19 protein-coding genes and 1 tRNA gene are annotated in these 23,360 nt (G+C 69.1%); 6 read left to right on the top strand and 14 right to left on the bottom strand.

The window, feature by feature from the left end:
- Nucleotides 1-26 precede the first annotated feature (26 nt).
- From BKA10_RS16315 to BKA10_RS16305, 3 genes are all read right to left on the bottom strand, one after another.
- The gene (locus BKA10_RS16315; protein WP_183500937.1) at nucleotides 27-2,651 is read right to left on the bottom strand and encodes a hypothetical protein; all 2,625 of its coding nucleotides are present in this window, start codon (nucleotides 2,649-2,651) and stop codon (nucleotides 27-29) included.
- A 208-nt stretch (nucleotides 2,652-2,859) separates the two neighbouring features.
- Nucleotides 2,860-2,932: transfer RNA gene (locus BKA10_RS16310), tRNA-Arg, on the bottom strand.
- A 75-nt stretch (nucleotides 2,933-3,007) separates the two neighbouring features.
- Nucleotides 3,008-3,613 carry an asparagine synthase gene (locus BKA10_RS16305; RefSeq protein WP_248199151.1) on the bottom strand — a complete coding sequence of 202 codons (606 nt, stop codon included), beginning with the start codon at nucleotides 3,611-3,613 and terminating at the stop codon, nucleotides 3,008-3,010.
- Between the two features lie 92 nt (nucleotides 3,614-3,705).
- Between BKA10_RS16305 and BKA10_RS16300 the strand changes: the two genes are divergently transcribed.
- The 4 genes from BKA10_RS16300 to BKA10_RS16285 all read left to right on the top strand — a co-directional run bounded on the left by BKA10_RS16300 (nucleotide 3,706) and on the right by BKA10_RS16285 (nucleotide 7,938).
- Complete coding sequence (locus BKA10_RS16300) at nucleotides 3,706-4,551, top strand: SDR family NAD(P)-dependent oxidoreductase (protein WP_183500935.1); 846 nt, start codon at nucleotides 3,706-3,708, stop codon at nucleotides 4,549-4,551.
- 80 nt (nucleotides 4,552-4,631) lie between these two features.
- Complete coding sequence (locus BKA10_RS16295) at nucleotides 4,632-5,228, top strand: DUF4956 domain-containing protein (protein WP_183500934.1); 597 nt, start codon at nucleotides 4,632-4,634, stop codon at nucleotides 5,226-5,228.
- Nucleotides 5,225-6,025: a polyphosphate polymerase domain-containing protein gene (locus BKA10_RS16290; protein WP_183500933.1), complete on the top strand. Its 801-nt coding sequence runs from the start codon at nucleotides 5,225-5,227 to the stop codon at nucleotides 6,023-6,025. Before BKA10_RS16295 ends, BKA10_RS16290 begins: the two co-directional genes overlap by 4 nt.
- An 11-nt stretch (nucleotides 6,026-6,036) precedes the next feature.
- Nucleotides 6,037-7,938, top strand: a complete 1,902-nt coding sequence (locus BKA10_RS16285; protein ID WP_183500932.1) for a carbohydrate-binding domain-containing protein — start codon at nucleotides 6,037-6,039, stop codon at nucleotides 7,936-7,938.
- Nucleotides 7,939-7,944: 6 nt separating this feature from the next.
- Here BKA10_RS16285 and BKA10_RS16280 read toward each other — a convergent pair whose 3' ends face one another.
- Nucleotides 7,945-8,412 carry a YdeI/OmpD-associated family protein gene (locus BKA10_RS16280; RefSeq protein WP_308221566.1) on the bottom strand — a complete coding sequence of 156 codons (468 nt, stop codon included), beginning with the start codon at nucleotides 8,410-8,412 and terminating at the stop codon, nucleotides 7,945-7,947.
- A 67-nt stretch (nucleotides 8,413-8,479) separates the two neighbouring features.
- On the opposite strand from BKA10_RS16280, the gene BKA10_RS16275 reads away from it, so the two are divergent.
- A complete protein-coding gene (locus BKA10_RS16275; protein WP_183500931.1) occupies nucleotides 8,480-8,680 on the top strand; it encodes a hypothetical protein in 201 nt (66 codons plus the stop codon).
- A gap of 39 nt (nucleotides 8,681-8,719) precedes the next feature.
- Here the strand turns inward: BKA10_RS16275 and BKA10_RS16270 are convergent, their stop codons facing one another.
- The 10 genes from BKA10_RS16270 to BKA10_RS16225 all read right to left on the bottom strand — a co-directional run bounded on the left by BKA10_RS16270 (nucleotide 8,720) and on the right by BKA10_RS16225 (nucleotide 21,899).
- Nucleotides 8,720-9,673 carry an aldose 1-epimerase family protein gene (locus BKA10_RS16270; RefSeq protein WP_183500930.1) on the bottom strand — a complete coding sequence of 318 codons (954 nt, stop codon included), beginning with the start codon at nucleotides 9,671-9,673 and terminating at the stop codon, nucleotides 8,720-8,722.
- A 3-nt stretch (nucleotides 9,674-9,676) separates the two neighbouring features.
- On the bottom strand, nucleotides 9,677-11,179 hold the full coding sequence (araA, locus tag BKA10_RS16265) for an L-arabinose isomerase (protein WP_183500929.1): 1,503 nt from the start codon (nucleotides 11,177-11,179) through the stop codon (nucleotides 9,677-9,679).
- A 41-nt stretch (nucleotides 11,180-11,220) separates the two neighbouring features.
- Nucleotides 11,221-12,945 (bottom strand): xylulokinase, encoded by a 1,725-nt coding sequence (locus BKA10_RS16260; RefSeq protein ID WP_372491429.1) that lies wholly within the window; start codon nucleotides 12,943-12,945, stop codon nucleotides 11,221-11,223.
- A gap of 357 nt (nucleotides 12,946-13,302) precedes the next feature.
- Entirely contained in the window at nucleotides 13,303-14,301 is a 999-nt protein-coding gene (locus BKA10_RS16255) for a LacI family DNA-binding transcriptional regulator (RefSeq protein ID WP_183500927.1), read from the bottom strand.
- A gap of 302 nt (nucleotides 14,302-14,603) precedes the next feature.
- Nucleotides 14,604-15,659, bottom strand: a complete 1,056-nt coding sequence (locus BKA10_RS16250) for a substrate-binding domain-containing protein (RefSeq protein ID WP_183500926.1) — start codon at nucleotides 15,657-15,659, stop codon at nucleotides 14,604-14,606.
- 79 nt (nucleotides 15,660-15,738) lie between these two features.
- Nucleotides 15,739-16,746, bottom strand: coding sequence for a galactofuranose ABC transporter, permease protein YjfF (gene yjfF, locus BKA10_RS16245; protein WP_183500925.1), 1,008 nt, complete (start codon nucleotides 16,744-16,746; stop codon nucleotides 15,739-15,741).
- Nucleotides 16,743-17,789, bottom strand: coding sequence for an ABC transporter permease (locus tag BKA10_RS16240; protein WP_183500924.1), 1,047 nt, complete (start codon nucleotides 17,787-17,789; stop codon nucleotides 16,743-16,745). The genes yjfF and BKA10_RS16240 overlap by 4 nt, the downstream gene beginning before the upstream one ends.
- Nucleotides 17,786-19,411 carry a sugar ABC transporter ATP-binding protein gene (locus tag BKA10_RS16235; protein ID WP_183500923.1) on the bottom strand — a complete coding sequence of 542 codons (1,626 nt, stop codon included), beginning with the start codon at nucleotides 19,409-19,411 and terminating at the stop codon, nucleotides 17,786-17,788. Before BKA10_RS16235 ends, BKA10_RS16240 begins: the two co-directional genes overlap by 4 nt.
- 87 nt (nucleotides 19,412-19,498) lie before the next feature.
- A complete protein-coding gene (locus BKA10_RS16230; RefSeq protein WP_183500922.1) occupies nucleotides 19,499-20,491 on the bottom strand; it encodes an ABC transporter substrate-binding protein in 993 nt (330 codons plus the stop codon).
- A gap of 388 nt (nucleotides 20,492-20,879) precedes the next feature.
- Nucleotides 20,880-21,899 (bottom strand): LacI family DNA-binding transcriptional regulator, encoded by a 1,020-nt coding sequence (locus BKA10_RS16225; protein ID WP_372491430.1) that lies wholly within the window; start codon nucleotides 21,897-21,899, stop codon nucleotides 20,880-20,882.
- Between the two features lie 168 nt (nucleotides 21,900-22,067).
- Between BKA10_RS16225 and BKA10_RS16220 the strand changes: the two genes are divergently transcribed.
- The gene (locus BKA10_RS16220) at nucleotides 22,068-23,360 is read left to right on the top strand and encodes an ABC transporter substrate-binding protein (RefSeq protein ID WP_183500921.1); all 1,293 of its coding nucleotides are present in this window, start codon (nucleotides 22,068-22,070) and stop codon (nucleotides 23,358-23,360) included.

The raw sequence follows: 23,360 nt of genomic DNA, 5'->3' as shown, positions 1-23,360 counted from the left end.
CTCGCGCGGCAGGTGCCGAGCGCACCTCACAACTCGGTCGTCTCCTCGGCGGTGGCACGGAGGACGCCGCGCATGTCATGGTTCTCTGCGACCTGGCGAAGGAGCCTGGCGGCCACCGGGTCGCCCAGCGCGGCGGCGATGATCCCGGACGCGCTCCGATCGGTCAGCGGGGCGGTCAGGTCCAGCGCGCGGAACACGAGGTCATCGAGTACACGCTCGGGAGGACCTCCCAGGCGGGGGCCCACCCCGACGGACTCTGAGTAGCGATCGTTGAAGTCGTTGAGCATGCGTTCGGCGCGTTCGGTGGCTTCATCGACCTCGTCGAGGAACGATTGCGGCACGAAGGTGAGCTGACCGGCGACGGGGATGCCGGCGAAGGTGTGCAGGACGTTCCCGCTGCCGAGCGCTTCCTCGACGACGACGTAGACGACGTAGTTGCGTTCCACGGGCCGGTTGTTCCGCAGTGTGATCGTGAGGCGATCGTCCTCCCACCGCACGGTGTAGTCGAGGTGGATCTGGGTGGACCTGATGTTCTTGTGAAGGACGCCGGACGGTTCGCCACCGCCGACCCAGCCCAGCGTGTCCCACAGGCCCACGATCTCCGCGTCGATGACCGTCGATGTCAGCGGGTTCGCGAACCGCGATCCCGTCGTCTGAGGTGCCGGGGCAGGAGGCTGTTTTGTGCCGGTGTCGCCCGATTCCCACCCTTCCGCGCGCAACGCGGCGATACCCGCCGGCACGCCCCGAACCGCGTCATCCAGGTGCCCCAGCTGGCGCAGCGGGATCCAGTTGTCGTAGGTGTCCGCGGTGAGCTTCGCGGTCCCGCTGTGCTCGCGGATTCCCTCCTCGGTGACCCCTTCGACGAGTTTGAGGCTGTCGAGTTCCTGACCGGTGGTCGTGGTGAGCTCGAAGCACCCCGGGTGATCGTTGTCGGGCCAGTAGTCGACGCGATGGTAGGCGGCGTAGTTGTCATCGATCCACTCGCCGCCGGTTCGCAGCATGCTCGCCGAGAGGGTCCGCAGCCACACCCGGTAGTGCAGCTTGCGGTCGCGTCCGAGTGGCTGTGTCGTGAAGCTGGAGATCGAGCGGTATTGCTGATCCTGCTGGCGTGCGTTCGTCGTCATGACGGGGGAAAGGAATGGCTTGGCTTCGACGACGACGGTTCGTTCGGCGCCGGCCATCCGCCGCGTGACCGTGTCTGCTCGCACGGTCTGGCTGCGATCGGGGTCGGTCGCCTCATTCCGGACGGTGGAGAGCAGATGGACGAGGGTGAGGTAGCCCGAGCTGTACAGGAGGTCGGCGAAGTTCTGCTCCGCCTGGGCGTTGGCGGCGTCGGCGCAGGCTTGCGGGTTCGTGATCAGGTAGCGTCGTTCTGTCAGCGGTCGCTGATTGGGCCTCTCCCATCCGAGTTGCCCCGAGACGGGAACGTCGATGGGCTCGAGTTTGGCCGGTGGCATCCATCGAACGTCGAGGAGACCCTGCTTGGCGTACTGGGGGCCAGGTAGCTGGATCCGTGACGCACTGAATCCCGGGGTGAAGTACCCGTCGTTGTGCGCTCTGACGTCGAAGGCCCCCACTACCCACCGGGTGTTGTCGGCGGCGAGGTGGGGGGCGACCCCCAAGAGGGACAGGTCGACGACTTCGCTCGGGTCGAGCTGCCATGGGATCCCGCCTGCGGGGCTGGTGTCGAACTCCCACGCCGTGTGGAGTGTGCGTGTGATTCCTTCCCCGCGCATGTTGTCGATGAGCACCTCGAGCGCGGCGGCGAAGTCCCATAGGTCTTCTCGGTTCTCGCGCGTCGATCGGAACTCGGGTGCGCTCGAGCGGAGCAGGGTCAGAAACGCCGTCACCCCGAATGAGGCAAGGGGAACCATGAGGCGGTGATCGAAGACATTGGACCCGGATGCCGGCATGAGTGCCTGGCGTGGTGCGCCCGTCTTGGGGACGGCGTAGAAGCTGCCCGGGCGCCATGGCCATACGTCTGTCATCGTGGTCGGGTCGAACGTGGTCAGCCAGGTGCTGGTGTCCAGCAGATTGCGTACCGCGACCGAGGATGCCGTGATCTGGGAGCGTACGTCCTGACGGCGAAGCCGCAGCGAATCCCCATCCGGCGGCGAGTTCTTCAGTTCGACGACATAGTTGTTCACCACGGCGAGCGCCGCTTTGATGACATTCAACTGGTCACGCAGGTCGTGCTGCTGGGCCTGCGTCTCCAGCGCCTTGTCGCGTCGACGAAGCTCGTCGAACTGGCGTTCGATCATCAACTCGAGGGCTGACGGCCCGCTCTTGAAGAGCCCGAGCAACGCGGTGAGGACACCCAGGACAGCCCCCACGACGGGCACGACACTGCCGATCACGCTGGCAACCGCGCCGATTCCCTGCAGCACGCCGATGAGGTTCTCCTTGTCCGCGGCCGCCATGCCGATCCCGTCCAGGATTTTGTCGAACTTCTGCCTGCTCTTCGGGTCGTCCTTGTCGGGCAACGCCTTCGCGACGCCCTGGAAGGCCTTCGCGAACGCTCCCATGTCTACCGGCAGGCCGCCACCGGGCGAGCGATACACGGGCTTGTCCGGCTCAGGGCCGTGAGACAACTCGCCCCGGCTGTTCATATACAGTCCACCACCGAGGTACACGCTGAATTCCGCAGTCATGGCCGCCCCCGGGAACCATTGGCGATCGAAACAGGCACAGTGTAGACCCCCGCGAGCGCCACCGGAAGACGGCGTCCTTCGCTGAGCTGAAGGTCCGCAACGGCGGCGCATGCCTCAGACCGGATCAACACGGAACTCCGGCATCCCACAAACACGAAAACCCGCGGAAATCCGCGGGTTTTCGTTGATGCACTGTCTCAACACAGTGTGCGCCCGAAGAGACTCGAACTCCCAACCTTCTGATCCGTAGTCAGATGCTCTATCCATTGAGCTACGGGCGCATGGCCGTTCTTGCGAAGGCCAGCGTCCAGAATACCCCACGGTTCTCGATCCGCCGAATCGAGGCGATTCCGGGCCTACGACTGCTCTTGCTCGGCCTCGCGCAGCTCGATCTGCTTGTCGACGCTGCGGCGGTGTGCGCGCAGCTTCGGCAGGTCGACGAGTCGCAGCGCCTGCATGCGGGCCTCGCGCATGCGCGCATAGTCCGGTTCGAGGTCGGGCCGGGCAGCCTCGATGCGCAGCGTGCGGTCGATGTTCTTCGCCACCTCGGCCCACGCCGCATCGCGCGCATCGGCGACCAGCTTGCGCAGTTCGTCCTCATCCTCGGCACGCTCGCGCAGCTGCTGCGCCACGTGCCGCGACTGGCGCACGCGCCGGCGCAGGTTGCGCACGTCGCGGCTGCGGTAGTCGTGCGTGCCGTCCGAGTCCGAGTGCCGTCGCCGTGCCATCTTGCGGTCGGCCTCGGTGCGCTCGGCGTCTTCATCGGCCTCAGCAGCGAGCATCATCAGCGCCTCGCGCGCCTCGGGCAGGAACCGGTCGGAGTCGAAGTCCTCCCCCTCGGCGAGGATGTGCACCAGAATGCGGTTCTTGAGGGTCAGCCGGGTCGCCGCGGACGCGATGTACAGCCCCTCCGCGACGACGTCACGCGTCCGCACGCGCGTCGGCTTCTGCTGCTCGGCCACGGACACCCCCCTCCACTCGATCCTACGGCCGCGCATAGACAAGAATCGAAGGACACGAGGCGGCGAAAAACGAACAGCAGCAAGGGGCAAGGATGCCACGACTCGAAATCCGCGGCGTGACCAGCGTCATCACCGGGGCAGCCGCCGGCATGGGCGCCGACGTGGCCCGGCAGCTCGCCGCGCGCGGCGCGCACATCGCACTCCTCGACCGCAACGCCGACGGCCTCGCCGAGATCGCCGCCTCCCTGCCCGGCACCGGACACACCACCCACACGATCGACCTCACCGACGACGATGCCGTGACGACCGCGGTGGCTGAGATCACGGCATCCCACCCCCGCATCACCGCCCTCATCACGTGCGCCGGATCGTCCATGCTCGGCAGCATCGACCAGCTCACGATGGCCGAGATGCGCTGGCTCATGGACGTCAACCTGTGGGGCACCGTCAACATCACCCAGGCGCTGCTCCCCGCCCTGCGCGCGGCACCGCAGGCACACATCGCGCACCTCGTCTCGATCTACGGTCTCGCCGCACCCGCCGGCCGCATCCCGTACGCGATGAGCAAGTTCGCGGTGCGCGGGTTCACCGAATCGCTGCGCCACGAGCTCGAGCGCACGAGCGTGACCGTCGGCGCCGTGTACCCCGCCGGCGTCAAGACCGGGATCATCCTGCACGGCCGGTACGCGGCGGCCCTCGACCCGGCGATCGCGCAGCGCGCCGCCGAAGCCCAGGCGCGGATGTACCACACCGAGCCGATGGATGCCGCGGCCCGCATCGTCCAGTCCGTGATCCGCCGTCGCGCTCGCACGATGATCGGGCGCGAGGCCGGACTGGTCGACGTGCTCAGCCGCCTGACCCCGGCGCACTACTGGACGTTCATGCGCCGACCGCTCCGCGATGCGATCGACACCACCACGCCGTTCACCGATTCGTAACCCACGCTTCACCTACTCATAGAAACCGCATAGCGTCGCCGAGTGACATGTTCTCCAGACCCGAACATCTGGAGTAGCCCATGGACCTTCTCGCCCCGATCGCCCTCGACCTCGTCGCGATCACCCTGCTCGCCTTCGCGATCTACTATCCCCGCCACCGGCGCCGCGACCTCGCCGTAGCCTTCGTCGGCGTCAACGTCGGCGTGCTGGCCGTCTCGGCGGTGCTCGCCGGCACGACCGTCGGCGCGGGCCTCGGGCTCGGCCTGTTCGGCGTGCTGTCGATCATCCGCCTCCGGTCGCGCGAGATCGAGCAGAGCGAGATCGCCTACTATCTGGCCGCCCTCGCAATCGGCCTGATCAGCGGCCTGTCCACCGGAGTGACCTGGCTCACCGCCGGACTCGTCGCGCTCGTGGTGGTCGTCCTCGCCGTGGTCGACAGTCCGATGCTGCTGCGCCGGTCGCGCGAGCAGTCGATCGTCATGGATCGCGCGCACACCGACGAAGACGAGCTGCGCAGCGCCGTCGAGAGTCTGATCGGCGCTCCCGTGCACCGCGTCACCGTCCGCGCGATCGACCTGGTGTCGGACACCACGACCGTCGACATCCGATACAACGTGCCGCGCACCGCCGCCGCACGACCCGAGGCGCTCACCTCGCGCGAGATGGCGACGCGATGAGCACCACCACGACACTCACCCGGCTGACCCAGCTGCCCGCGATCGACCTTGAACAGCTCAACGCGGTGGCCGAGCTGCAGACCCGCGTCGACCGCAAGTACATCGTTCCGCGGACCGACCTTCCCGGCATCCTGGGCCATCTGCCCAACGGCAGCCAGGTGCTCGAGGTCGACGGCGAGCGCGCTCTCCGCTACGCGTCGCAGTACTTCGACACCCCAGAGCTCGACAGCTACCTGGGGGCCGCGCGCGGCCGTCGCCGCCGGTTCAAGGTGCGTGCGCGCACCTACCTCGATTCGGGCGGATCGTTCCTCGAAGTCAAGACCCGGGGCGGCCGCTCGGCCACGGTCAAGGAGCGCGTGCCGGTCACCGGTGACGAACTCGATGACGACGCGGTCGCCTACGCGAGCGATCTGCTGATGGATGCCGGGATCCCCGGCGCCGGCCACCTCGCCTCCCGTCTGCGGCCCACCCTCGTCACGCGGTACCGGCGTGCGACGGTGCTGCTTCCCGCCGGTGACCACGACGCGTCGCGGGGCACGATCGACACCGAGCTCGCCTGGATCGGTGCCGACGGCACGATGCTGCGGCTGCCGGATGCCGTGATCGTGGAGACCAAGTCCGGGCAGCGCCCCGGAGCCCTGGACCGGGCGCTGTGGCGTCACGGTCACCGGCCCGCCCGCATCTCGAAGTACGGCACCGGTATGGCCGCGTTGGACCCCGAACTGCCCGCCAACAAGTGGCGGCGGGTGCTCAACCACTACTTCTGCGACGCGTCGACCCACGCGATCGCCGCGTGAAAGGACCATCCATGACCGCCCCCACCCCCCGCCGATTGTGGCTCGTGGCCGCACCGGCCTTCGCTCTGGCCCTCACCCTCGTCGGCTGCACCGCGGTCAGTACCACCGACGACGCGTCCACGGTTGCGCAGACCGCCGACGGCACCGGCGCACAGCAGAGCGCCGCCGACGTGCTCGCCGCCAACCAGGAAACCCATGACAAAGCCGACGACGACGAGTGGGACGCCGCCGGGGCGACCACCATCGCCCTGTCGGGCGCCTCGGCGACCGTGACCGGCGAGGGCGCTGCGGTGGACGGGGCGAGCGTCATGATCTCCACCGCCGGCACCTATGTCCTCAGCGGCGACTATTCCGGCCAGATCGTCGTGAATTCGACCGTCGAGGGCCAGGTGCGCCTCGTGCTCGACGGCGTCGACATCGACACCGATGCGGGCGCCGCGATCGACATCCAGGCCGCCGACGAGGCTCTCGTGATCCTTGCCGACGGTTCGGCCAACAGCCTCGCCGACGCCGACAGCTACGCCGAAGACGCCGACGCGAACGCCGCGCTGCACAGCAAGGCCGACCTCACCATCACGGGCGACGGTTCGCTGACCGTCACCGGGAACGGCAACGACGGCATCACCTCGACCGACGGCCTGGTGATGCAGTCGGGAACGATCGACGTGGATGCCGCTGACGACGGCATCCACGGCAAGGATTACCTCGTCATCCGCGACGGCGACATCACCATCACCGCCGGTGGCGACGGTCTGAAGGCCGACAATGAGGAAGACGCCGACCGCGGCTACGTGTCGATCGAGGGCGGCACCATCTCCGTGACAAGCGGCGACGAGGGCATCGACGCGTTCACCGACGTCGTGACCACCGGCGGCACGGTCACCGTGACCGCCGACGGCGGTGCGGGCGTGGGCAGCCCCGACGACGGTGCGAAAGGCATCTCCGCCGGTGTCATCGCGGTGTTCGAGGGGGGCACGATCGAACTCGACGCCGCCGACGACGCCATCAACACGGATGCGTACATCCACCTCTCCGGCGCGGCGGTCACAGTGGCCACCGGCGACGACGGTGTGAAGGCCGAGAACCAGCTGGTCATCAGCGCCGGCGAAGTCACCGTCACCGACTCGGTCGAGGGTCTCGAAGCCGGTCAGATCACGATCACCGGCGGTGACATCTCGGTCAGCAGCAGCGACGACGGTGTCAACGTGTCGGCACCCGACGAAGGCACCGCCGAGCTGACCCTGATCATCAGCGGCGGCACACTCGTCGTCGACGCCGACGGCGACGGGCTCGACGTCAATCAGAACGGCATCACTCAGACCGGCGGCACCGTCGTCGTGAACGGCCCCACGAACAACGGCAACGGGGCCCTCGACTCCGACGGCGGCATGACCATCGCCGGCGGAACGCTGCTCGCGGCCGGGTCGTCGGGGATGGCGGTCGCGCCCATGGCCGACTCCGACCAGGCGTCGGTGCAGTTCACGCTGAACGGCACGGCCTCGGCCGGCGAGGTGCTCACCATCGTCGACGCGTCCGGCACGGCGCTGGCCTCGTTCACCACCTCGAAGCAGGTCGCGAGCGTCGTGTACACGTCCGCGGAGCTGACCAACGGCGACACCTACACCCTGGCGTCCGGCGGCACCGTCGGCACCGCGATCGCGGGCGGCCTCGCCGAGGCCGGGAGCGCCGGGTCGACGACGGTGGCCACAGCGGTCGCCGGTGAGCAGACGTCGTCCGGGATGGGTCCTGGTGGTGGCATGCCCGGCGGTGGCCGGGGCATGCCCGGCGGTGAAGGTGGAACTCCCGGTGAGGGCGGGATGCCGCCCGGCGGCACTGGCGGCACTCCCCCGAGCGGCGGACCGGGAGAGGGCGGAACACCGCCGAGCGACACGTCCGGCGAGAGCGTCAGCTGACAGCGTTCAGGCCGAGAGTTTCGCGACGATGGCCGCGATGCGGCGCTCGCGCGTCTCGGCGGCCTTCGCGCCCTCGACGTTGGTGGCGTGGGCCTTGCGCGCGCTGGGCGCGAGGGCGTCGAACGCCACTCGGGCACCTGCCGCGTCGAGCGCAGCAGAGAGGTCATCGGGCACGTCGACGGTGCGCGGTGCGGTGTCGAGTTCGAGGTCGACGGTGATGGGGTCGCCGCCGTGCAGTCCCGTGGCGGCGCGCTTGTCGGACGAGAACGGGATCAGGTACTTCCCACCCATCACCGCGATCGTCGAACGGTACTCGAACCCGTTGACGATCACCACGACCGGCGGCCGTCTGCCGGCGCCGAGGGCTTCGACGAGGTCGGGCGGCACCTCGATGCCGGTGTTGTTGCCGGACAGGAAGAGTTCGGTCTCGAAGCGCGTGATTCCGTGGTTATCACACCGCTCAGACAGCGACAACCCCCGTGACTTCGCGATCCTGTCCACCTAGCGTGGCACGCACGTGAATCACGAGAGGAGTGCCGACATGGGTTTCATGGATGACGCGAAAGAGGTTGCCGAAGCGGCCGGTGACAAGGTCAAGGAGACCTGGGAGGACACCACCGATCGCATCGGCGACAAGGTCGACGAGATGAAGGCGGACGCCAACGTCAAGAAGGCCGAGGCCGAGAGGGATTCCGTCGAGAAGCGCAACGAGATCAAGGAAGACCTGCGCGACGACGCCTGACCGCGACGCGCAGCCACTGAGTCGCGTCGCGGACGTGGCTCAGAGGGCGGCGATGCGCCAGGAGGCGGCGCGGGTCGCACCGGGCTCGATCAGCAGCAGCCCCGTGTCGTAGTCGTACCGGTCGGCGTTGAACGCGTCGGGCGCGCACGTCATCGGCTCGACCGCGAGGCCCGCGCGGTGGCCCGGGGTACCGGGGCCGGCGGGCAGGTCGGCCGTGTGAACCTGGACCCACGGGCACGCGGCATCCCACACCATCTCCACGCCCGTCCCGGACGGGTCGGTCAGGCGCACGGTGGCGGTGCCGTCGGCGGCGCGGATCAGCCCGGTGTAGGCGTGGTCGATCTCGACGGCACCGAGCGTGCGCGGATCCCGGTAGTCGAAGCGCGTGGCATCCAACCCCTCCACCGGGTGCAGAGCCACCGGTGACAGCCGGTCGGGCGTCACGTCGAGCACCTGCGCGGCGGGCAGCTCGAACGTCCACGAGTCGAGCGCGCCCGGTCCGGCCACGAGGTACGGATGCGGGCCGGTGCCGAACGGCGCGGGTGCGTCGCCCGACTCGTTGGTCGCGCGCACCGTCTGGGTGAGTCCGTCCGCGCCGAGCGCGAATGTCGTCTCGATGCACAGGCGCCAGGGGTATCCAGTCTGGGCTTCGATGCTCGCCCGGAGCGTCACCGCGTCGGTGTCGCGGTCGATGGCCTCGTAGTCCAGCCATGCTCCGAGGCCGTGGAGCGCATGGTGGCGCTCGGGTTCGGTCAGCGGCACCTGATACGTCGTGTCGCCCAGCTCGTATCGCCCGTCGACGATCCGGTTCGGCCACGGCACGAGCGTCGCTCCGCGGTAGGCGGGGCGCACCTGGTCGGCGTCGAACGGCACCACGAGGTCGCGGTCGCCGTGGCGCAGCGCGCGCAGCGACGCGCCGACGCTCGCGATGACGGCCTCGTAGTCACCCGCCCGGAGGGTGTACTGCGTACCGGTCAGCGAGGTGCGTGCCATAGATCAGAGTCCTTGAGCGAGTCGGTAGTAAGCCTGGTTCCAGCGGACTTCCTTCTGGAATCCGCGAACCGTCGTGTCGTCGTCGATCACCAGCAGCTCGGTGCCGGCGATCTCGGCGAAGTCGCGGAAGACCTCGATGCCGACGGCGGTCGTCATCACAGTATGGTGCGCGGCACCGGCGATGAGCCACGCCGCGGCGCTGGTCTGGAAATCCGGAGCCGGCTTCCACACCGCGCGACCCACCGGCAGCTGTGGCAGATCGGGCGCGTCGACGTTCTCCACGACGTTCGCGACCAGTCGGAAGCGGTCGCGCATGTCACTCATCGCCACCACGAGCGCGGGGCCGGGGTCGGCGGTGAACACCAGGCGCACCGGGTCGTCCTTGCCGCCGATACCCAGCGGGTGCACTTCGAGGCGCGGCTTGGCGGTGGTCAGCGACGGGGCGACCTCGAGCATGTGCGCGCCGAGGATCTTCTCGTCTCCCGCGACGAGGTCGTAGGTGTAATCCTCCATGAGGCTCGCGCCGCCGGGCAGGCCCGCGCCCATGACGTTCGCGACCCGTACGAGGATCGCCGTCTTCCAGTCGCCCTCGGCGCCGAACCCGTAGCCCTCGGCCATGAGGCGCTGCACGGCCAGCCCCGGCAGCTGCGTCAGCTCGCCGAGGTCTTCGAAGCTCGTGGTGAACGCGCCGAACCCGCCCGCCTCGAGGAACGAACGCAGACCGACCTCGATCGCCGCACCGTCGCGCAGCGACTGGTGACGTTCGGCGCCGGGATGCAGCTCGGGTGCCACGTCGTACTCCTCAAGGTACGTGTGCACCAGGGCGTCGATCTGCGCGTCGGTGGCCTGTGCCACGGCGTCGGCCAGCTCGTTCACGCCCCACGTGTTCACCTGCACGCCGAACCGCAGTTCGGCCTCGGTCTTGTCGCCCTCGGTGACCGCGACGTAGCGCATGTTGTCGCCGAAGCGCGCGAGCTTCAGCGTGCGCACCGCCTGCCATCCGGCCGCCGCACGCTGCCAGTCCTCGACCTGCTGGCGCACCGCCGGGTTCGAGACGTGACCGACGACGGTCTTGCGCGGCACGCCGAGCCGCGTCTGGATGTATCCGAACTCGCGGTCGCCGTGCGCGGCCTGGTTGAGGTTCATGAAGTCGAAGTCGATGTCGGCCCACGGCAGCTCGACGTTGGCTTGCGTGTGCAGGTGCAGCAGCGGCTTGCGCAGCGCGTCGAGACCGCTGATCCACATCTTGGCGGGGCTGAACGTGTGCATCCACGCGATGACGCCGATGACCTTGTCGTCGGCGTTGGCCTCGAGGGCGAGCCGGCGGATCGCGTCGGAGTCGGTCAGCACCGGCTTCCACTCGATGGTCACGGGCAGGCCCGCAAGGCCCGCGACCACTTCCTGCGACTGCGCGGCGACCTGCCGCAGCGTCTCTTCGCCGTAGAGGTGCTGGCTGCCGGTCGCGAACCAGACGGTGTAGCGATCGAGCGAGGTGTGGAAAGTCATGGAAAGTCCTTTGCAGGCGGTCGTTGGGCGAGTGAAGCGGGTCAGAGTACCGAGACCGCGGCGGCTTCGATCGCGAGGCCCGCGCGGTAGCGGTCGAGGTACGCGGCGAACCCGGCGACGTCGGCCGGGTCGGGCGAGGCGACCTCGATGCGGGCGTCGGCGAAGACGGTCTGGTCGAGGTAGTCGGTCAGGTCGGGGCTGGTGGCCGCGCCGGTGGCGGTTGCCACCCCGGTGATGGATGCCAGGAACGCGGCCAGCACGGCGATCCCCCACGCGCCGCCTTCCGACGCCGTCTCGCCGACGGCCACGGGGGCATCGAGCGCGCCCGCGAGGAAGCGCTGCGCGACACCCGCGGTGCGGAACATGCCGCCGTGCGCGAAGAGCCGGTCGATCGCGACGCCCTCGCCGGCCGCGCCGCGATCGCCGTGAGCGCCGGCTGCGTTCGTCGCATCGTCGCCCCCGTCGGTGAGCACGCGCATGCCGAGCGCGAGCGTGCCGAACACGCCGTACAGCTGCGCGCGCATGGCGTTGGCGAGCGTGAACGAGCTGTCGGGCGTGCGCACGAACAGCGGACGCCCCTCGGTCAGCCCGGCGATGGGCTCGCCGGCGAGGTGGTTGTAGGCCAGCAGTCCCCCGGCGTCGGCATCGCCCTCGAGTGCTTCGCGCAGCAGGACGTCGAACACGGCATCCTGGTCGATCGGGGTTCCGGATGCCGCAGCGAATCGTCCGAACATCCCGGCCCACGCCGCGAGCTCACTGGCGCCGTTGTTGCAGTGGACCATTGCCACGGCATCGCCCGCGGGAGTGGTCACGAGGTCGAGCTCGTGGTGGGTGTGCCGGAGCGGCCGCTCGAGCACGACCATCGCGAAGATGCTGGTGCCGGCGCTGACATTTCCGGTGCGCGGGGCGACCGCATTGGTCGCGACCATCCCCGTGCCGGCATCACCCTCGGGCGGGCACAGCGCAATGCCGGGGCGCAGCGCGCCGGTCGGATCGAGCAGGGCTGCGCCGGCGGCGGTGAGGGTTCCGGCATCCACCCCCGCGACGAGCACTTCGGGCAGCAGTTCGCGCAGCGGCGCCGGCAGCACGGCCTGCTCGTCATAGCGAGCCAGCAGTTCGGCGTCGTAGTCGCGGGTCGCCGAGTCGATCGGGAACATGCCCGACGCGTCGCCGATGCCGAGCACCTTGCGGCCGGTGAGCGCGGTGTGCACGTAGCCGGCGAGGGTCGTGATCGACGCGATGTGCGGCACGTGCGCCTCGCCGTCGAGCGCGGCCTGGTGCAGGTGCGCGATCGACCAGCGCAGCGGAATGTTCACGCCGAACAGCTCGGTCAGCTCTGCGGCGGCGGGTCCGGTGTTGGTGTTGCGCCAGGTGCGGAACGGCACGAGCAGTTCGCCCGCCTCGTCGAACGCGAGGTAGCCGTGCATCATGGCCGAGATGCCGATGGCGCCGAACGTCTCGGGGCGCACGCCGTGACGCTGCTCGACGTCGGCCACCAGGTCGGCGAAAGCGGCCTGCAAGCCCGACCACACGGCATCCATCGGGTAGGTCCAGAGCCGATCGACGAACTCGTTCTCCCACGCGTGGCTGCCCACCGCGAGGATCGTGGTCGGGTCATCGACATCGATGAGGCAGGCCTTGATGCGCGTGGACCCGAGCTCGATGCCCAGAGTCGTGCGGCCGTCGCGGATAGCCCGGGTCGCCTGGTCTGCCGGTGTCGCCTGGTCTGCCGGTTGCCCGCCGGTCTGGGAGTCGGGGGTGGTCACGGGTTCCTCCATTGGTCGCGTGCAGGCGCTTCGCGCATCATGTTACCGGTAACAAGGGATGGATGCCACGTGGATGGATCTCGGGCCGGCCCCGGGGAGTTGGCGCTCCCGCCGGGAATGGACGCCAGATACCCGGCCAACGGGCCAACTGAGCTGCGATAGGTCTCGTTCGGTGGGCGCGTGCGCGGGAAACTGAGCGCTCATTTCCGGCCGGCGCGCCAACCGAACTCCGGCACAGGGCTGACCGGGGCAACGTGGCGCAGGCCAGGCCGACCGAGACAACCAGGCAGAGCCCGTGTCGACCATCGAAGATCACGCCCACCTGGACAGCCAGACAACCCCAGGCGGCCCGCGCCGTCAGGCGGGTGCAGCGGTCGAGGCTCGGGTCACGAGGCGAGGAGATGCCGGGTCGGCAGCCTGCGGAAGCCCGAGCGCCTCGGCGACGGCACGGTGCGCCTCGCCGACCAGGTCGAGGCGCACCGTCGTCAGCGCGGGACGGTAATACGCGGCGTCGGGGTTGTCGTCGAACCCCGTGACACTGAGCGCGGAAGGGACGTCGATGCCCGCGGCATCCAGCCCCGCGATCAGCCCCAGCGCCATCTGATCGTTGGCGACGACGATCGCCGTCGGGCCTCCGGATGCGCGCACGGCTGCCGCGACATCCGGTGCGAGCTGTGCACCGGTGACCGTGCGCCAGTCCCCCTCCCAGCACACACCGGCATCCAGCCCGTGACGCGCCAGTGCCTCGTCGACGCCGCGGTCCCGCGCCGACGCCTCAAGCCAGTCGGCCGGCCCCGACAGCCGCGCGATGCGGCGATGCCCGAGCGAGACCAGGTGGTCGACGGCGAGTGCGGCGCCCTCGGATTGACGCTGGGCGCCCAGCGCGGAGTGAAGCGCCGCGACCGGAACGTGCGGCACCGCGGCCCGCACCAGTTCGAGCGTCCGGGCATGTGGGGCGAGCACGATGATCCCGTCGATGCCCTGGGTCAGCAGCCGCTCGACGGCCGTGGTGACGGAGTCGGCGTCAGCCGCGTCGGCATAGGCGGTGGCGATCCAGCGGTCCGCCGCGCGGGCGGCCCCGTCCAACGCCACGATGCCGGCGGACGGCCCGTACAGCGCGGCATCCGAAGCGATGACCCCAAGCGTGCGGGTGGTGGCCGTGCCGAGCGCACGCGCCGCATTGTTGATGCGATAGCCGATGGATGCCATCGCCTCGAGCACACGCGCCCGTGTAGCCGGCCGAATGTTGGGGTGGTCGTTGATCACGCGCGAGACGGTCTGCGTCGAGACCCCGGCGAGCGCGGCGACATCGCGCATGCCGACCCGGCGCCCGGTCGCGTTGGCGTGCGTCGTCATCGCTGGCCGTTGTGTCATGGAGATCAGCTTCGCACCCGATCACGTTCCGGTGACAAACGTGGCCTCACGGCGATGGATGCGAGTACCCGTGCGAGAAGCTCCCTCGACAACGCGCTGCGCAACAGACTTGACGGCCGGAGCGTCCACTCTGCACGCGGGGCGACTGCTCAGTGGGCGCCGAGACCGGGAATGGATGCCGGATACCCGGCCGGAGAGTCGACTCAAGCCTCGCGCGCGGACGCCGTCAGCCGGCGACCGTGAGCCCGCCGGCCCAGCCGAGCCCGCCGGCCCAGCCAGCCGGCTCAGCCGACCGGCGCGGTACTGGCCCGCACGACGAGCTGCGGCCGCCGAGCCGGCGGCAGGGAGTCGGGGCGCGCGTCGTCGAGCATGACGAGGACGGCGGCCATGGCGTCGCGGCCGAGACCGGCGAAGTCCTGCCGCACCGTCGTGAGCGGGGGCGAGAAGTGCGCGGCCTCGGGGATGTCGTCGAAGCCGACCACGCTCACGTCGTCGGGCACCCGCAGCCCGGCCGCGTGCAGCGCGTGCAGCACTCCCAGTGCCATCTGGTCGTTCGCCACGAACAGCGCGCTCGGCGCCTCGGCCGCCCGCAGCCGGGCGCCGATGCGGAACCCGGATTCGGGCGACCAGTCGCCGCGCGCCGGCTCGGCCGCCTGGAGTCCGACCTCGCTCAACCTGTCGCGCCAGCCGCGGACGCGCTCCGCGGCATCCATCGAATCGATCGGTCCTGCGATGTGCCGGATGTCGCGGTGCCCGAGCTCGAGCAGGTGGGAGACAGCCGCCCGGGCCCCTTCGTACTGGTCGACGGTGACCCGCGGCGCCCGTCCGCGCGCTTCGGAGGCGACCGCGATCATCGGCACGCCCAGCTCGTCGCCGTCGAACGCGTCGAGGGCCGCACGCTCGGCCGCCACCAACACGATCGCCTCGACGTTCTGACGCACCAGCATCTCGGCGGCCGACCGGAGGGCGGGACCATCGGCCGCCACGAGATTCGTCGATATCACGGCGTAGCCGGCGGTTCGGGCCGACTCCGTGACGGCGAGCAGGACGCTCGCCGGTCCGTAATCGGGCAGCCCGGTGGCGAGCATCCCGAGGGTGCGCGACCGCCGTGTCACGAGTGCCCGCGCCGCCTGCGAGGGCACGTACCGCAGTTGGCGGATGGCCTTCTCAACGCGTTCGCGGGTGGCCGGGCGGACGTTCGGGAGGTTGTTCAACACGCGCGAGACGGTCTGGTGCGACACACCGGCCAGGCGCGCGACGTCGAAGATCGTGGCGCTGCGATTCTTCTCCGCCCCGCCGCTCCTTTCGACCCCGCCGCCGGGTCGCTCGCCGTCGCTCACGGCACCGCTCGAGTCGCTCGACCGGGGTGCGCATGCGACATGGCACTCATTATCCCGGCTCGACGCTCGCCAGCCGGCATCACCGACGTCGTGCGGTCAGCAACCGCTGCAGCAGGATGAACACGAGCAGCAGGGCGCCGATGAAGATCTTGGTCCACCAGCTCGATAGCGTGCCCTCGAACGTGATGATCGTCTGGATGATCCCGAGCACGAGCACACCGAGCACCGAACCGAGCACGAACCCGTATCCGCCGGTCAGCAGCGTGCCGCCGATGACGACCGCGGCGATGGCGTCGAGTTCGGTGCCGATGGCGGTGAGCGGGTAACCCGACAGCGTGTAGAAGGTGAACAGGATGCCGGCAACCCCCGAGCAGAAGCCGCTGATGACGTAGACGAGCACCTTCGTGCGCGCCACGGGCAGGCCCATCAGGATGCCGCTCTGCTCACCGCCTCCGATCGCGTAGACGGTACGGCCGGTGCGGGTGCGGTGCAGCACCCAGACCGCAGCGGCGACCACAGCCAGAGCGATGATGACACTCCAGGTGATCGACATGCCGCCGCCGAGCGACATGCGCGTCACGCCGAGCGCGACGAACGTCGGGTCGGTCACCGAGATCGAGCTCTGGCTGATGACGTAGCAGAGCCCGCGAGCCAGGAACATCGCCGCCAGCGTCGCGATGAACGGCTGCACCTTGAAGTGGTGGATCATCAGCCCGACCAGGAGCCCCAGCACGCTCGTGCTCAGCAGGATGGTCGCAATCACCACCGGTGCCGGCCATCCGGTCTGCAGCAAGCTGGCGGCCATCATGCCCGACAGCGCAACGACCGCGCCGACGGACAGGTCGATGCCGCCGGTGAGGATCACGAAGGTCATGCCGACCGCGAGGACGATGAGGTAGGCGTTGTCGACGAACAGGTTCAGGAAGACCTGCCCGGTGAGGAAGTTGCCGTACCGCATCCCACCGCCGACGAAGATCGCGATGAACAGGATGCCGGTGACGAGCACCGGTCCGTACTTCGGGCTCGTGAAGGTGCGGCCGATGCCGGCGGTGACCCGCTGGGCGGGTGAGACGGTCGCGGTGGTCATGCCGCCGCCACCCCCTTTCCGGTGCGAAGGGCCAGTCGTCGGCGGAAGCCGGCGAGCGCCTCGTTGGTCGTGGGCGACTGCAGGAGGCACACGGCGGTCACGACCGCGGCCTTGAACACCATGGTCGCGATCGGCGGGATGCCGACCGTGTACACCGTGGTGACGAGCGTCTGGATCACGAGCGCCCCGACGAGGGTGCCGGCCAGCGAATAGCGGCCGCCGGCGAGCGATGTGCCGCCGATGACGACGGCGAGGATCGCGTCGAGCTCGATGAACAGCGCGGCGTTGTTGGCGTCGGCGGCCATGGTGTTCGCGGTGAGGATGAGTCCGGCCACCGCCGCGCACAGCGCGCAGAACGTATAGACGGCGAACAGCAGACCGCGCGAGCGGACGCCCGCCTGCCGGCTGGCCTCCGGGTTGATGCCCACCGATTCGATGAGCAGCCCCAGCGCCGTGCGCCGGGTGAGTACAGCTGCCAGCACGAAGATGATCGCCGCGATGTATACGGCCACCGGCATCCCGAACCAGAATCCGGAGCCGAGCACCTTGAACGGCGGGCTGTTGACGGTGAGGATCTGCCCCTCGGTGATGAGCATCGCGACCCCGCGACCGGCGGTCATGAGGATCAGCGTCGCGATGATGGGTTGGATGCCGAAGGCCGCAACCAGCAGGCCGTTCCACAGTCCGCAGAACAGACCCACCAGCAGCGCGGCGAGGATGGCGACGATCACCACGCCGGGGTTGGCCGGATCGGACGAGCCGAGCAGGATGCTGCAGGCCACCGCCCCCGCGATCGCGCAGACCGCGCCGACCGACAGGTCGATGCCGCGCGTGGCGATCACCAGGGTCATGCCGATCGCGACGATGAGCATCGGCGCTCCGTTGCGGACGATGTCGATGAGGCTGCCGTAGAGGTTGCCGTCGCGCACCTGGATCGAGAAGAACCCGGGGAACGCGATCACGTTGATCAGGAACAGCACCAGCAGCATGACGATCGGCCAGAACAGCCGGCTGCTGAACACGCGCGCGAAGACGGCGCTCATCGGGTCTCTCCCTGGGTCGGGTTGTTCGGGGTGGGGTTGCTGGAGTTCGGGATGTTCGGGGCGAGGGCCGTCTCATCGCTCGATCCCTCGGCGATGAGGGCGAGCAGACTGTCGACGGTGAGGTTGTCATTGGGCAGGTCGGCGACCTGCTGCCGGTCGCGCATGACGATCACGCGGTGACTGAGGCGCAGCACCTCCTCGAGCTCGGCGCTGATGTACACGACGCCCATGCCGTTCTCGGCGAGGCTGAACACGAGCTTCTGGATCTCTGCCTTGGCCCCGACGTCGATCCCGCGGGTGGGTTCGTCGAGGATCAGCAAGCGCGGGGCGACGGCGAGCCACCGGGCCAGCAGGACCTTCTGCTGATTGCCGCCGGAGAGGTTTCGCACGATCGCGTCGGCGTTCGCGGGACGGATGTTCAGCGCGTCGATGTAGCTCTGCGCGAGCTCGTCCTGCCGCTTCTTCGGGATCGGCCGGAACCAGCCGCGGTCGGCCTGCAGCGCCAGGATGATGTTGTCGCGCACGGTGAGTTCGTCGACGACGCCCTCGGCGCGGCGGTTCTCGCTCGAATACATGATGCGCTCGGCGATCGCGCGCCGCGGGGTGCGCAGCCGCACCTCGGTCCCGCCGACGGTGATGTGTCCGCTATCGGCGCGGTCGACGCCGCCGAGAAGGCGGGCGACCTCGGTGCGGCCCGAGCCCAGAAGTCCGGCGAACCCGACGACCTCGCCTTCGTGAACGGTGATGTCGACCGGTTCGACCGCGCCGCGGCGCCCCAGGTCTCGGGCACGCAGGAAGACGGTCGGGTCGCCTTCGCTGTCGGCCTCGTGCACCCGCTGCTCGAGCTCGTCGAGCGTGGTGATCTCCTTGCCGATCATCTTCTGCACGAGGTCGATGCGCAGCAGGTCGTCGGTGAGGTACTCGCCCACCAGTCGCCCGTTGCGGAAGACGGTGAGACGGTCGGCGATCTCGTACACCTGGTCGAGGAAGTGCGAGACGAAGAGGATCGCGACCCCGTCGTCCTTGAGCGACCGGATGATGCGGAACAGCTCCGCCACCTCGTCGGCGTCGAGGCTCGAGGTCGGTTCGTCGAGGATGAGCACGCGGGCGTCGATGTTGATCGCCCGGGCGATCGCGACGAGCTGCTGGATCGCGAGTGAGTGCGAGGCGAGCAGCGACGCCGGGTCGATCTCGAGCCCGAGCCCGTCGAGCACCTCCTGTGCCCGTGCCCGCATGCGCCGCGAGTCGATGGCGCCGAAGCGACGCGGTTCGCGGCCCAACATGATGTTCTCGGCGACCGAGAGGTTCGGGAGGAGGTTGACCTCCTGGTAGACCGTGCTGATGCCGGCCTCCTGCGCCTGCGCGGTCGTGGCGAAGGAGACCGGGCGGCCGGCGAGGCGGATCTCGCCGGAGTCGATCTGGTACACCCCGGTGAGCGCTTTGATCAGCGTCGACTTGCCCGCGCCGTTCTCCCCCATCAGCGAGTGCACCTCGCCCGGGAACATGCGGAAAGACACCCCGTCGAGCGCCTTGACACCGGGGAAGGAGATGGAGATGTCGGTCATCTCCACCACCGGATCGGGACTGCCGCTCGGGGCGGGCGGACGGGTGATGTCGGTCATCGGGGTTCTCCGTCGAACGCGAAATGTCGGGTGGATCGAGCGTAGAGGGCAGGGGGTGGATGCCGTGGCATCCACCCCCTGGCCATCTCAGTACTGGCGGTCGGGCAGCGCCTCGATGGCCTGCTCCTGGGTGAAGGTCGTCTCCTCTGTCACGATCCGCTTCTCGACGGTGCCGCCGTCGTTGAGGGTCTTGATGATGTCGACCAGCTGGTCACCCAGCAGTGGCGAGCACTCCACGATGAAGTTGATCTTGCCGTCGGCCAGGGCCTGCATGCCGTCCTTGACGGCGTCGACGGTGATGATCTTGATGTCCTCCCCCGGGGTGAGTCCGGCCGCCTCGATCGCCTCGATGGCACCCAGGCCCATGTCGTCGTTGTGCGCGTACACGACGTCGATGTCGGGGTTCGACTTCAGGAACGCCTCCATGACCTGCTTGCCGCCGGCGCGGGTGAAGTCACCGGTCTGGCTCGCGATGACCTGGAAGTTGTCGTTCTCTGCGATCTTCTCGGCGAAGCCCTCGGCGCGGTCGATCGCGGGAGCGGCACCGGTCGTGCCCTCGAGCTGGACGATGTTGACCGGCTCGCTCGTGTCGGCGTATTCGTCGAGGAGCCACTGGCCGGCCTTCTCACCCTCGAGGATGAAGTCCGAACCCAGGAAGGACACGTACAGCGACTCGTCCTGGCTGTCGACGGCGCGGTCGGTGAGCACCACCGGGATGCCGGCGGCCTTGGCCTCGTTGAGGACGGCGTCCCATCCCGTCTCGACGACCGGCGAGAAGGCGATGTAGTCCACGCCCTGCTGGATGTACGAGCGGATCGCCTTGATCTGGTTCTCCTGCTTCTGCTGCGCATCGGAGAACTTGAGCTCGATGCCGGCGTCGGCGAAGGCCGACTGGATGTCCTTGGTGTTCGCGGTGCGCCAGCCCGACTCGGCACCGACCTGGGCGAAGCCGACGACCAGTTCGTCCAGTGCCTTGGGACCGGCGTCGCTGTCGCCACCGGGTGCGGCGCTGTCGGTCGCGCAGCCGGCCAGCCCCAGCAGCAGGACGCCCGCTGCGGCGATCGAGATGAGCTTCTTCATGTGAGTGAACCTCCTTGTTCGACCGGTGCGCGACAAGGCGCTCTCGGTGCCGGCCACCATGGCCGTGTTCAGGATGTTAGCGCTCACTGTTAGCGCTCACAACTCCCGGATAGGCCGCCATTGCAACGAATACGTAACGGAATGTTCGCGCTCACATTCTGGCCGGGAACGGCGCGCCTGTCGACACCTCGTCGACCCTGCTGTCGACCCTCTGCTCGCGTAACTCCTCCAAAATCGAACGATTCCGGGGCGGCAGACCCGGAATCGTGCGGGTCGCCGCCGGCCGGCACGCCGGATCGAAGGAGTTACGTGACGGCCAGGCGTCGGGGCGTGGCGTGGCGGGGCGCGGCGGGGCGGGGCGGGGCCGGACGGGGCGGGGCGGGGCGGGTCAGCGGCGGGCGATGGTCGAGCCGCGGATGACCAGGCGCACCGGCAGGTGCTGGGTGCCCTCGCCGATGTCGACGCCGTCGATCGCGTCGAAGACCCGCTGCGCGGCCTGCCGGCCGAGCTGCTGCAGGTTCGCGTCGACGGTCGTGAGCTCGGGTCGCGAGTTGGTGGCCAGGACTTCCCAGTTGTCGTAGCCGACGACGGCGATGTCGTCGGGCACGCGGCGGCCGAAGTCGCGCGCCGTGTCGAGTACACCCCGGGCGATCTGGTCGGACCCGCAGAAGATGCCGTCGATGTCGGGATGCCGCTCGAGCAGCGTCGCGGTCGCATCACGCCCCCAGTGCTCGGACCATTCCGAGAACATCGGCTCCCCGGCCAGTTCGAGTCCCGCCGCGCCGAGCGCGTCGCGGGCCCCCGCGAGCCGATCTTGCGCAGCAGCGAACGCGGGGTCGCCGGAGACGTGGGCGATCCGCCGGCGCCCGCACGAGATGAGGTGCTCGATCGCGATGCGCGCTCCGGCCCGATTGTCGGGGGTCAACGAGAGGTCACGCGGGTCGTCGGAGGGTGCGTAGGCGTAGACGACCGGCACGGGCAGCTCCTGCCCGAGCGAGGGCCGGGGATCGGTCTGCCGACCGACGACGATGATCCCGTCCACCCGCCGGCTCAGCAGCGCCCGTAACTGGTGCTGCTCGCGGATGGCATCGCCACGCGCGTCGCACAGGAACACGTTCACCTTGCCCGCGCCGAAGGCGTCTTCAGCACCCATCAGGATCGGCAGCATGAACCGGCCCTCGAGATCGCTCGTGAGCAGTCCGACCGTCCCGGTGCGGCCGGCGAGCAGTCCTCGTGCCATCGGGTTCGGGGTGAACGAGAGGGCGGATGCCGCGTCGAGCACCCGCTGGCGCGTGTCGGCCGCGACGTCACCGCGCCCATTGAGCGCCTTGGACGCCGTCGCAATCGACACGCCGGCCCGACGTGCCACGTCGTTGAGCGTTGCGGTGCGGCCACCGGCATCCATCATCACGTCATCCTCCTTCCGTAAACGGTATCGGCCAAGGGTCTTGACGGCACTCTATGACGCGCTATACCTTTCCGAAAAGGGTTTCGACTTTTCGGAACCCCCTCATGCGGAGGGCGACGGGTCTCAGCCGCCCGGCATCCGCTCGATGAAGAGCCAGAGGAGTTCAGCATGATCAACCACCGACGCCGCGGACTGCGGGCGCTGACGGCGATCGTCGCCGCCACGACGCTCGTCGGCCTCGCCGGCTGCGCCGCGAACGACGACACACCCCCGGCCGCCGAGGACATCGGCCCCGAGGGTGTGGACGACGGCACCACCCTGACGCTGTGGACGCGCGCGCCGCTCGAGAAGCAGGCGAACCTGCTGGTGGACGCGTACAACGCCTCGCACGAGAACCAGGTCGAGCTGACCGTCGTCCCCAACGACGACTACGTGGCCAAGGTCGGCGCTGCCGCCGGGTCAGGCGGCCTGCCCGACCTGTTCGCCGCTGACATCGTCTACGTGCCCAACTGGGTGGAGCAGGGCCTGTTCCAGGACATCTCCGCGCAGATCGACGGGCTCGACTTCAAGGATCAGATCAACCAGGGTCATCTCTCGGCCGGCACCAGCGACGGCAAGGAGCACATCCTGCCGTTCGTACTCGACCTGTCGATGCTGTTCTGGAACAAGGAGCTGTTCGCCGAGGCAGGGCTCGACCCCGAGTCGGCTCCTGCCAACCTCACCGAGTTCGCCGAGGCGGCCAAGAAGATCCAGGCGCTCGGCAAGGACGGCGTCTACGGCACCGCGACGGGGCTCAACTGCGGCGGCTGTCTCGTGTTCACCTGGTTCCCGAGCGTCTGGGCCGACGGCGACGAGGTGCTCAGCGACGACGGCACCGAGTCGCTGCTCGCGAGCGACACGGCCAAGGCCGTGTACGACACGTGGAACGATCTGTGGGAGTCGGGCGCGGTGCTGCCCAGTTCGCAGGACGAAGCCGGCCCGACCTGGACGGCCGCGTTCACCGAGGGCAATGTCGGCCTCATGTTCTACCCCGCCACGCTGCTGTCGTCGACACCGTTCGACGTGGGCGTCGCCGGCATCCCGGGACCCGACGGCGGTGCGTCGACGTTCGTCGGCGGCGACGGCATCGGCATCTCGAAGGACTCCGACAAAGCTGCCCAGGCCTGGAGCTTCCTGAACTGGATGATGTCGGAGGACGCCCAGGTCGAGGTGCTCGCCAAGAACGACGACGTGGTGTCGCGCTCGGACTTCGCGAACAACGAGTACGCCGCCAAGGATCCACGTCTGGTCACCATCAACGAGGTCGCCGGGCAGGGTGACACGCCGGTGGCGATGAACTTCCAGCAGGCGTTCAACGCCCCGGGCAGCCCGTGGCTGACCCTGGTGCGCAACGCCGTGCTCCAGGGCACCGATACGGTGGACGCCGACAACGACGAGATCACCGCGATTCTGCAGCAGTGA

The organism is Microbacterium invictum, assembly GCF_014197265.1.
Lineage (GTDB): Bacteria > Actinomycetota > Actinomycetes > Actinomycetales > Microbacteriaceae > Microbacterium > Microbacterium invictum.
This window is presented reverse-complemented; position numbering and strand designations above follow the sequence as displayed.

Bases quoted from the DNA above. Each gene is read 5' to 3' on its own strand.
- BKA10_RS16300 (WP_183500935.1), top strand. From the start codon at position 3,706: ATGCCACGACTCGAAATCCGCGGCGTGACCAGCGTCATCACCGGGGCA.
- BKA10_RS16290 (WP_183500933.1), top strand. From the start codon at position 5,225: ATGAGCACCACCACGACACTCACCCGGCTGACCCAGCTGCCCGCGATC.
- BKA10_RS16285 (WP_183500932.1), top strand. From the start codon at position 6,037: ATGACCGCCCCCACCCCCCGCCGATTGTGGCTCGTGGCCGCACCGGCC.
- BKA10_RS16240 (WP_183500924.1), bottom strand. From the start codon at position 17,789: ATGAGCGCCGTCTTCGCGCGCGTGTTCAGCAGCCGGCTGTTCTGGCCG.
- BKA10_RS16315 (WP_183500937.1), bottom strand. From the start codon at position 2,651: ATGACTGCGGAATTCAGCGTGTACCTCGGTGGTGGACTGTATATGAAC.
- yjfF (WP_183500925.1), bottom strand. From the start codon at position 16,746: ATGACCACCGCGACCGTCTCACCCGCCCAGCGGGTCACCGCCGGCATC.
- BKA10_RS16270 (WP_183500930.1), bottom strand. From the start codon at position 9,673: ATGGCACGCACCTCGCTGACCGGTACGCAGTACACCCTCCGGGCGGGT.
- BKA10_RS16230 (WP_183500922.1), bottom strand. From the start codon at position 20,491: ATGAAGAAGCTCATCTCGATCGCCGCAGCGGGCGTCCTGCTGCTGGGG.
- BKA10_RS16275 (WP_183500931.1), top strand. From the start codon at position 8,480: ATGGGTTTCATGGATGACGCGAAAGAGGTTGCCGAAGCGGCCGGTGAC.
- BKA10_RS16225 (WP_372491430.1), bottom strand. From the start codon at position 21,899: ATGATGGATGCCGGTGGCCGCACCGCAACGCTCAACGACGTGGCACGT.
- BKA10_RS16235 (WP_183500923.1), bottom strand. From the start codon at position 19,411: ATGACCGACATCACCCGTCCGCCCGCCCCGAGCGGCAGTCCCGATCCG.
- araA (WP_183500929.1), bottom strand. From the start codon at position 11,179: ATGACTTTCCACACCTCGCTCGATCGCTACACCGTCTGGTTCGCGACC.
- BKA10_RS16255 (WP_183500927.1), bottom strand. From the start codon at position 14,301: ATGACGACGCACGCCAACGCGACCGGGCGCCGGGTCGGCATGCGCGAT.
- BKA10_RS16295 (WP_183500934.1), top strand. From the start codon at position 4,632: ATGGACCTTCTCGCCCCGATCGCCCTCGACCTCGTCGCGATCACCCTG.
- BKA10_RS16220 (WP_183500921.1), top strand. From the start codon at position 22,068: ATGATCAACCACCGACGCCGCGGACTGCGGGCGCTGACGGCGATCGTC.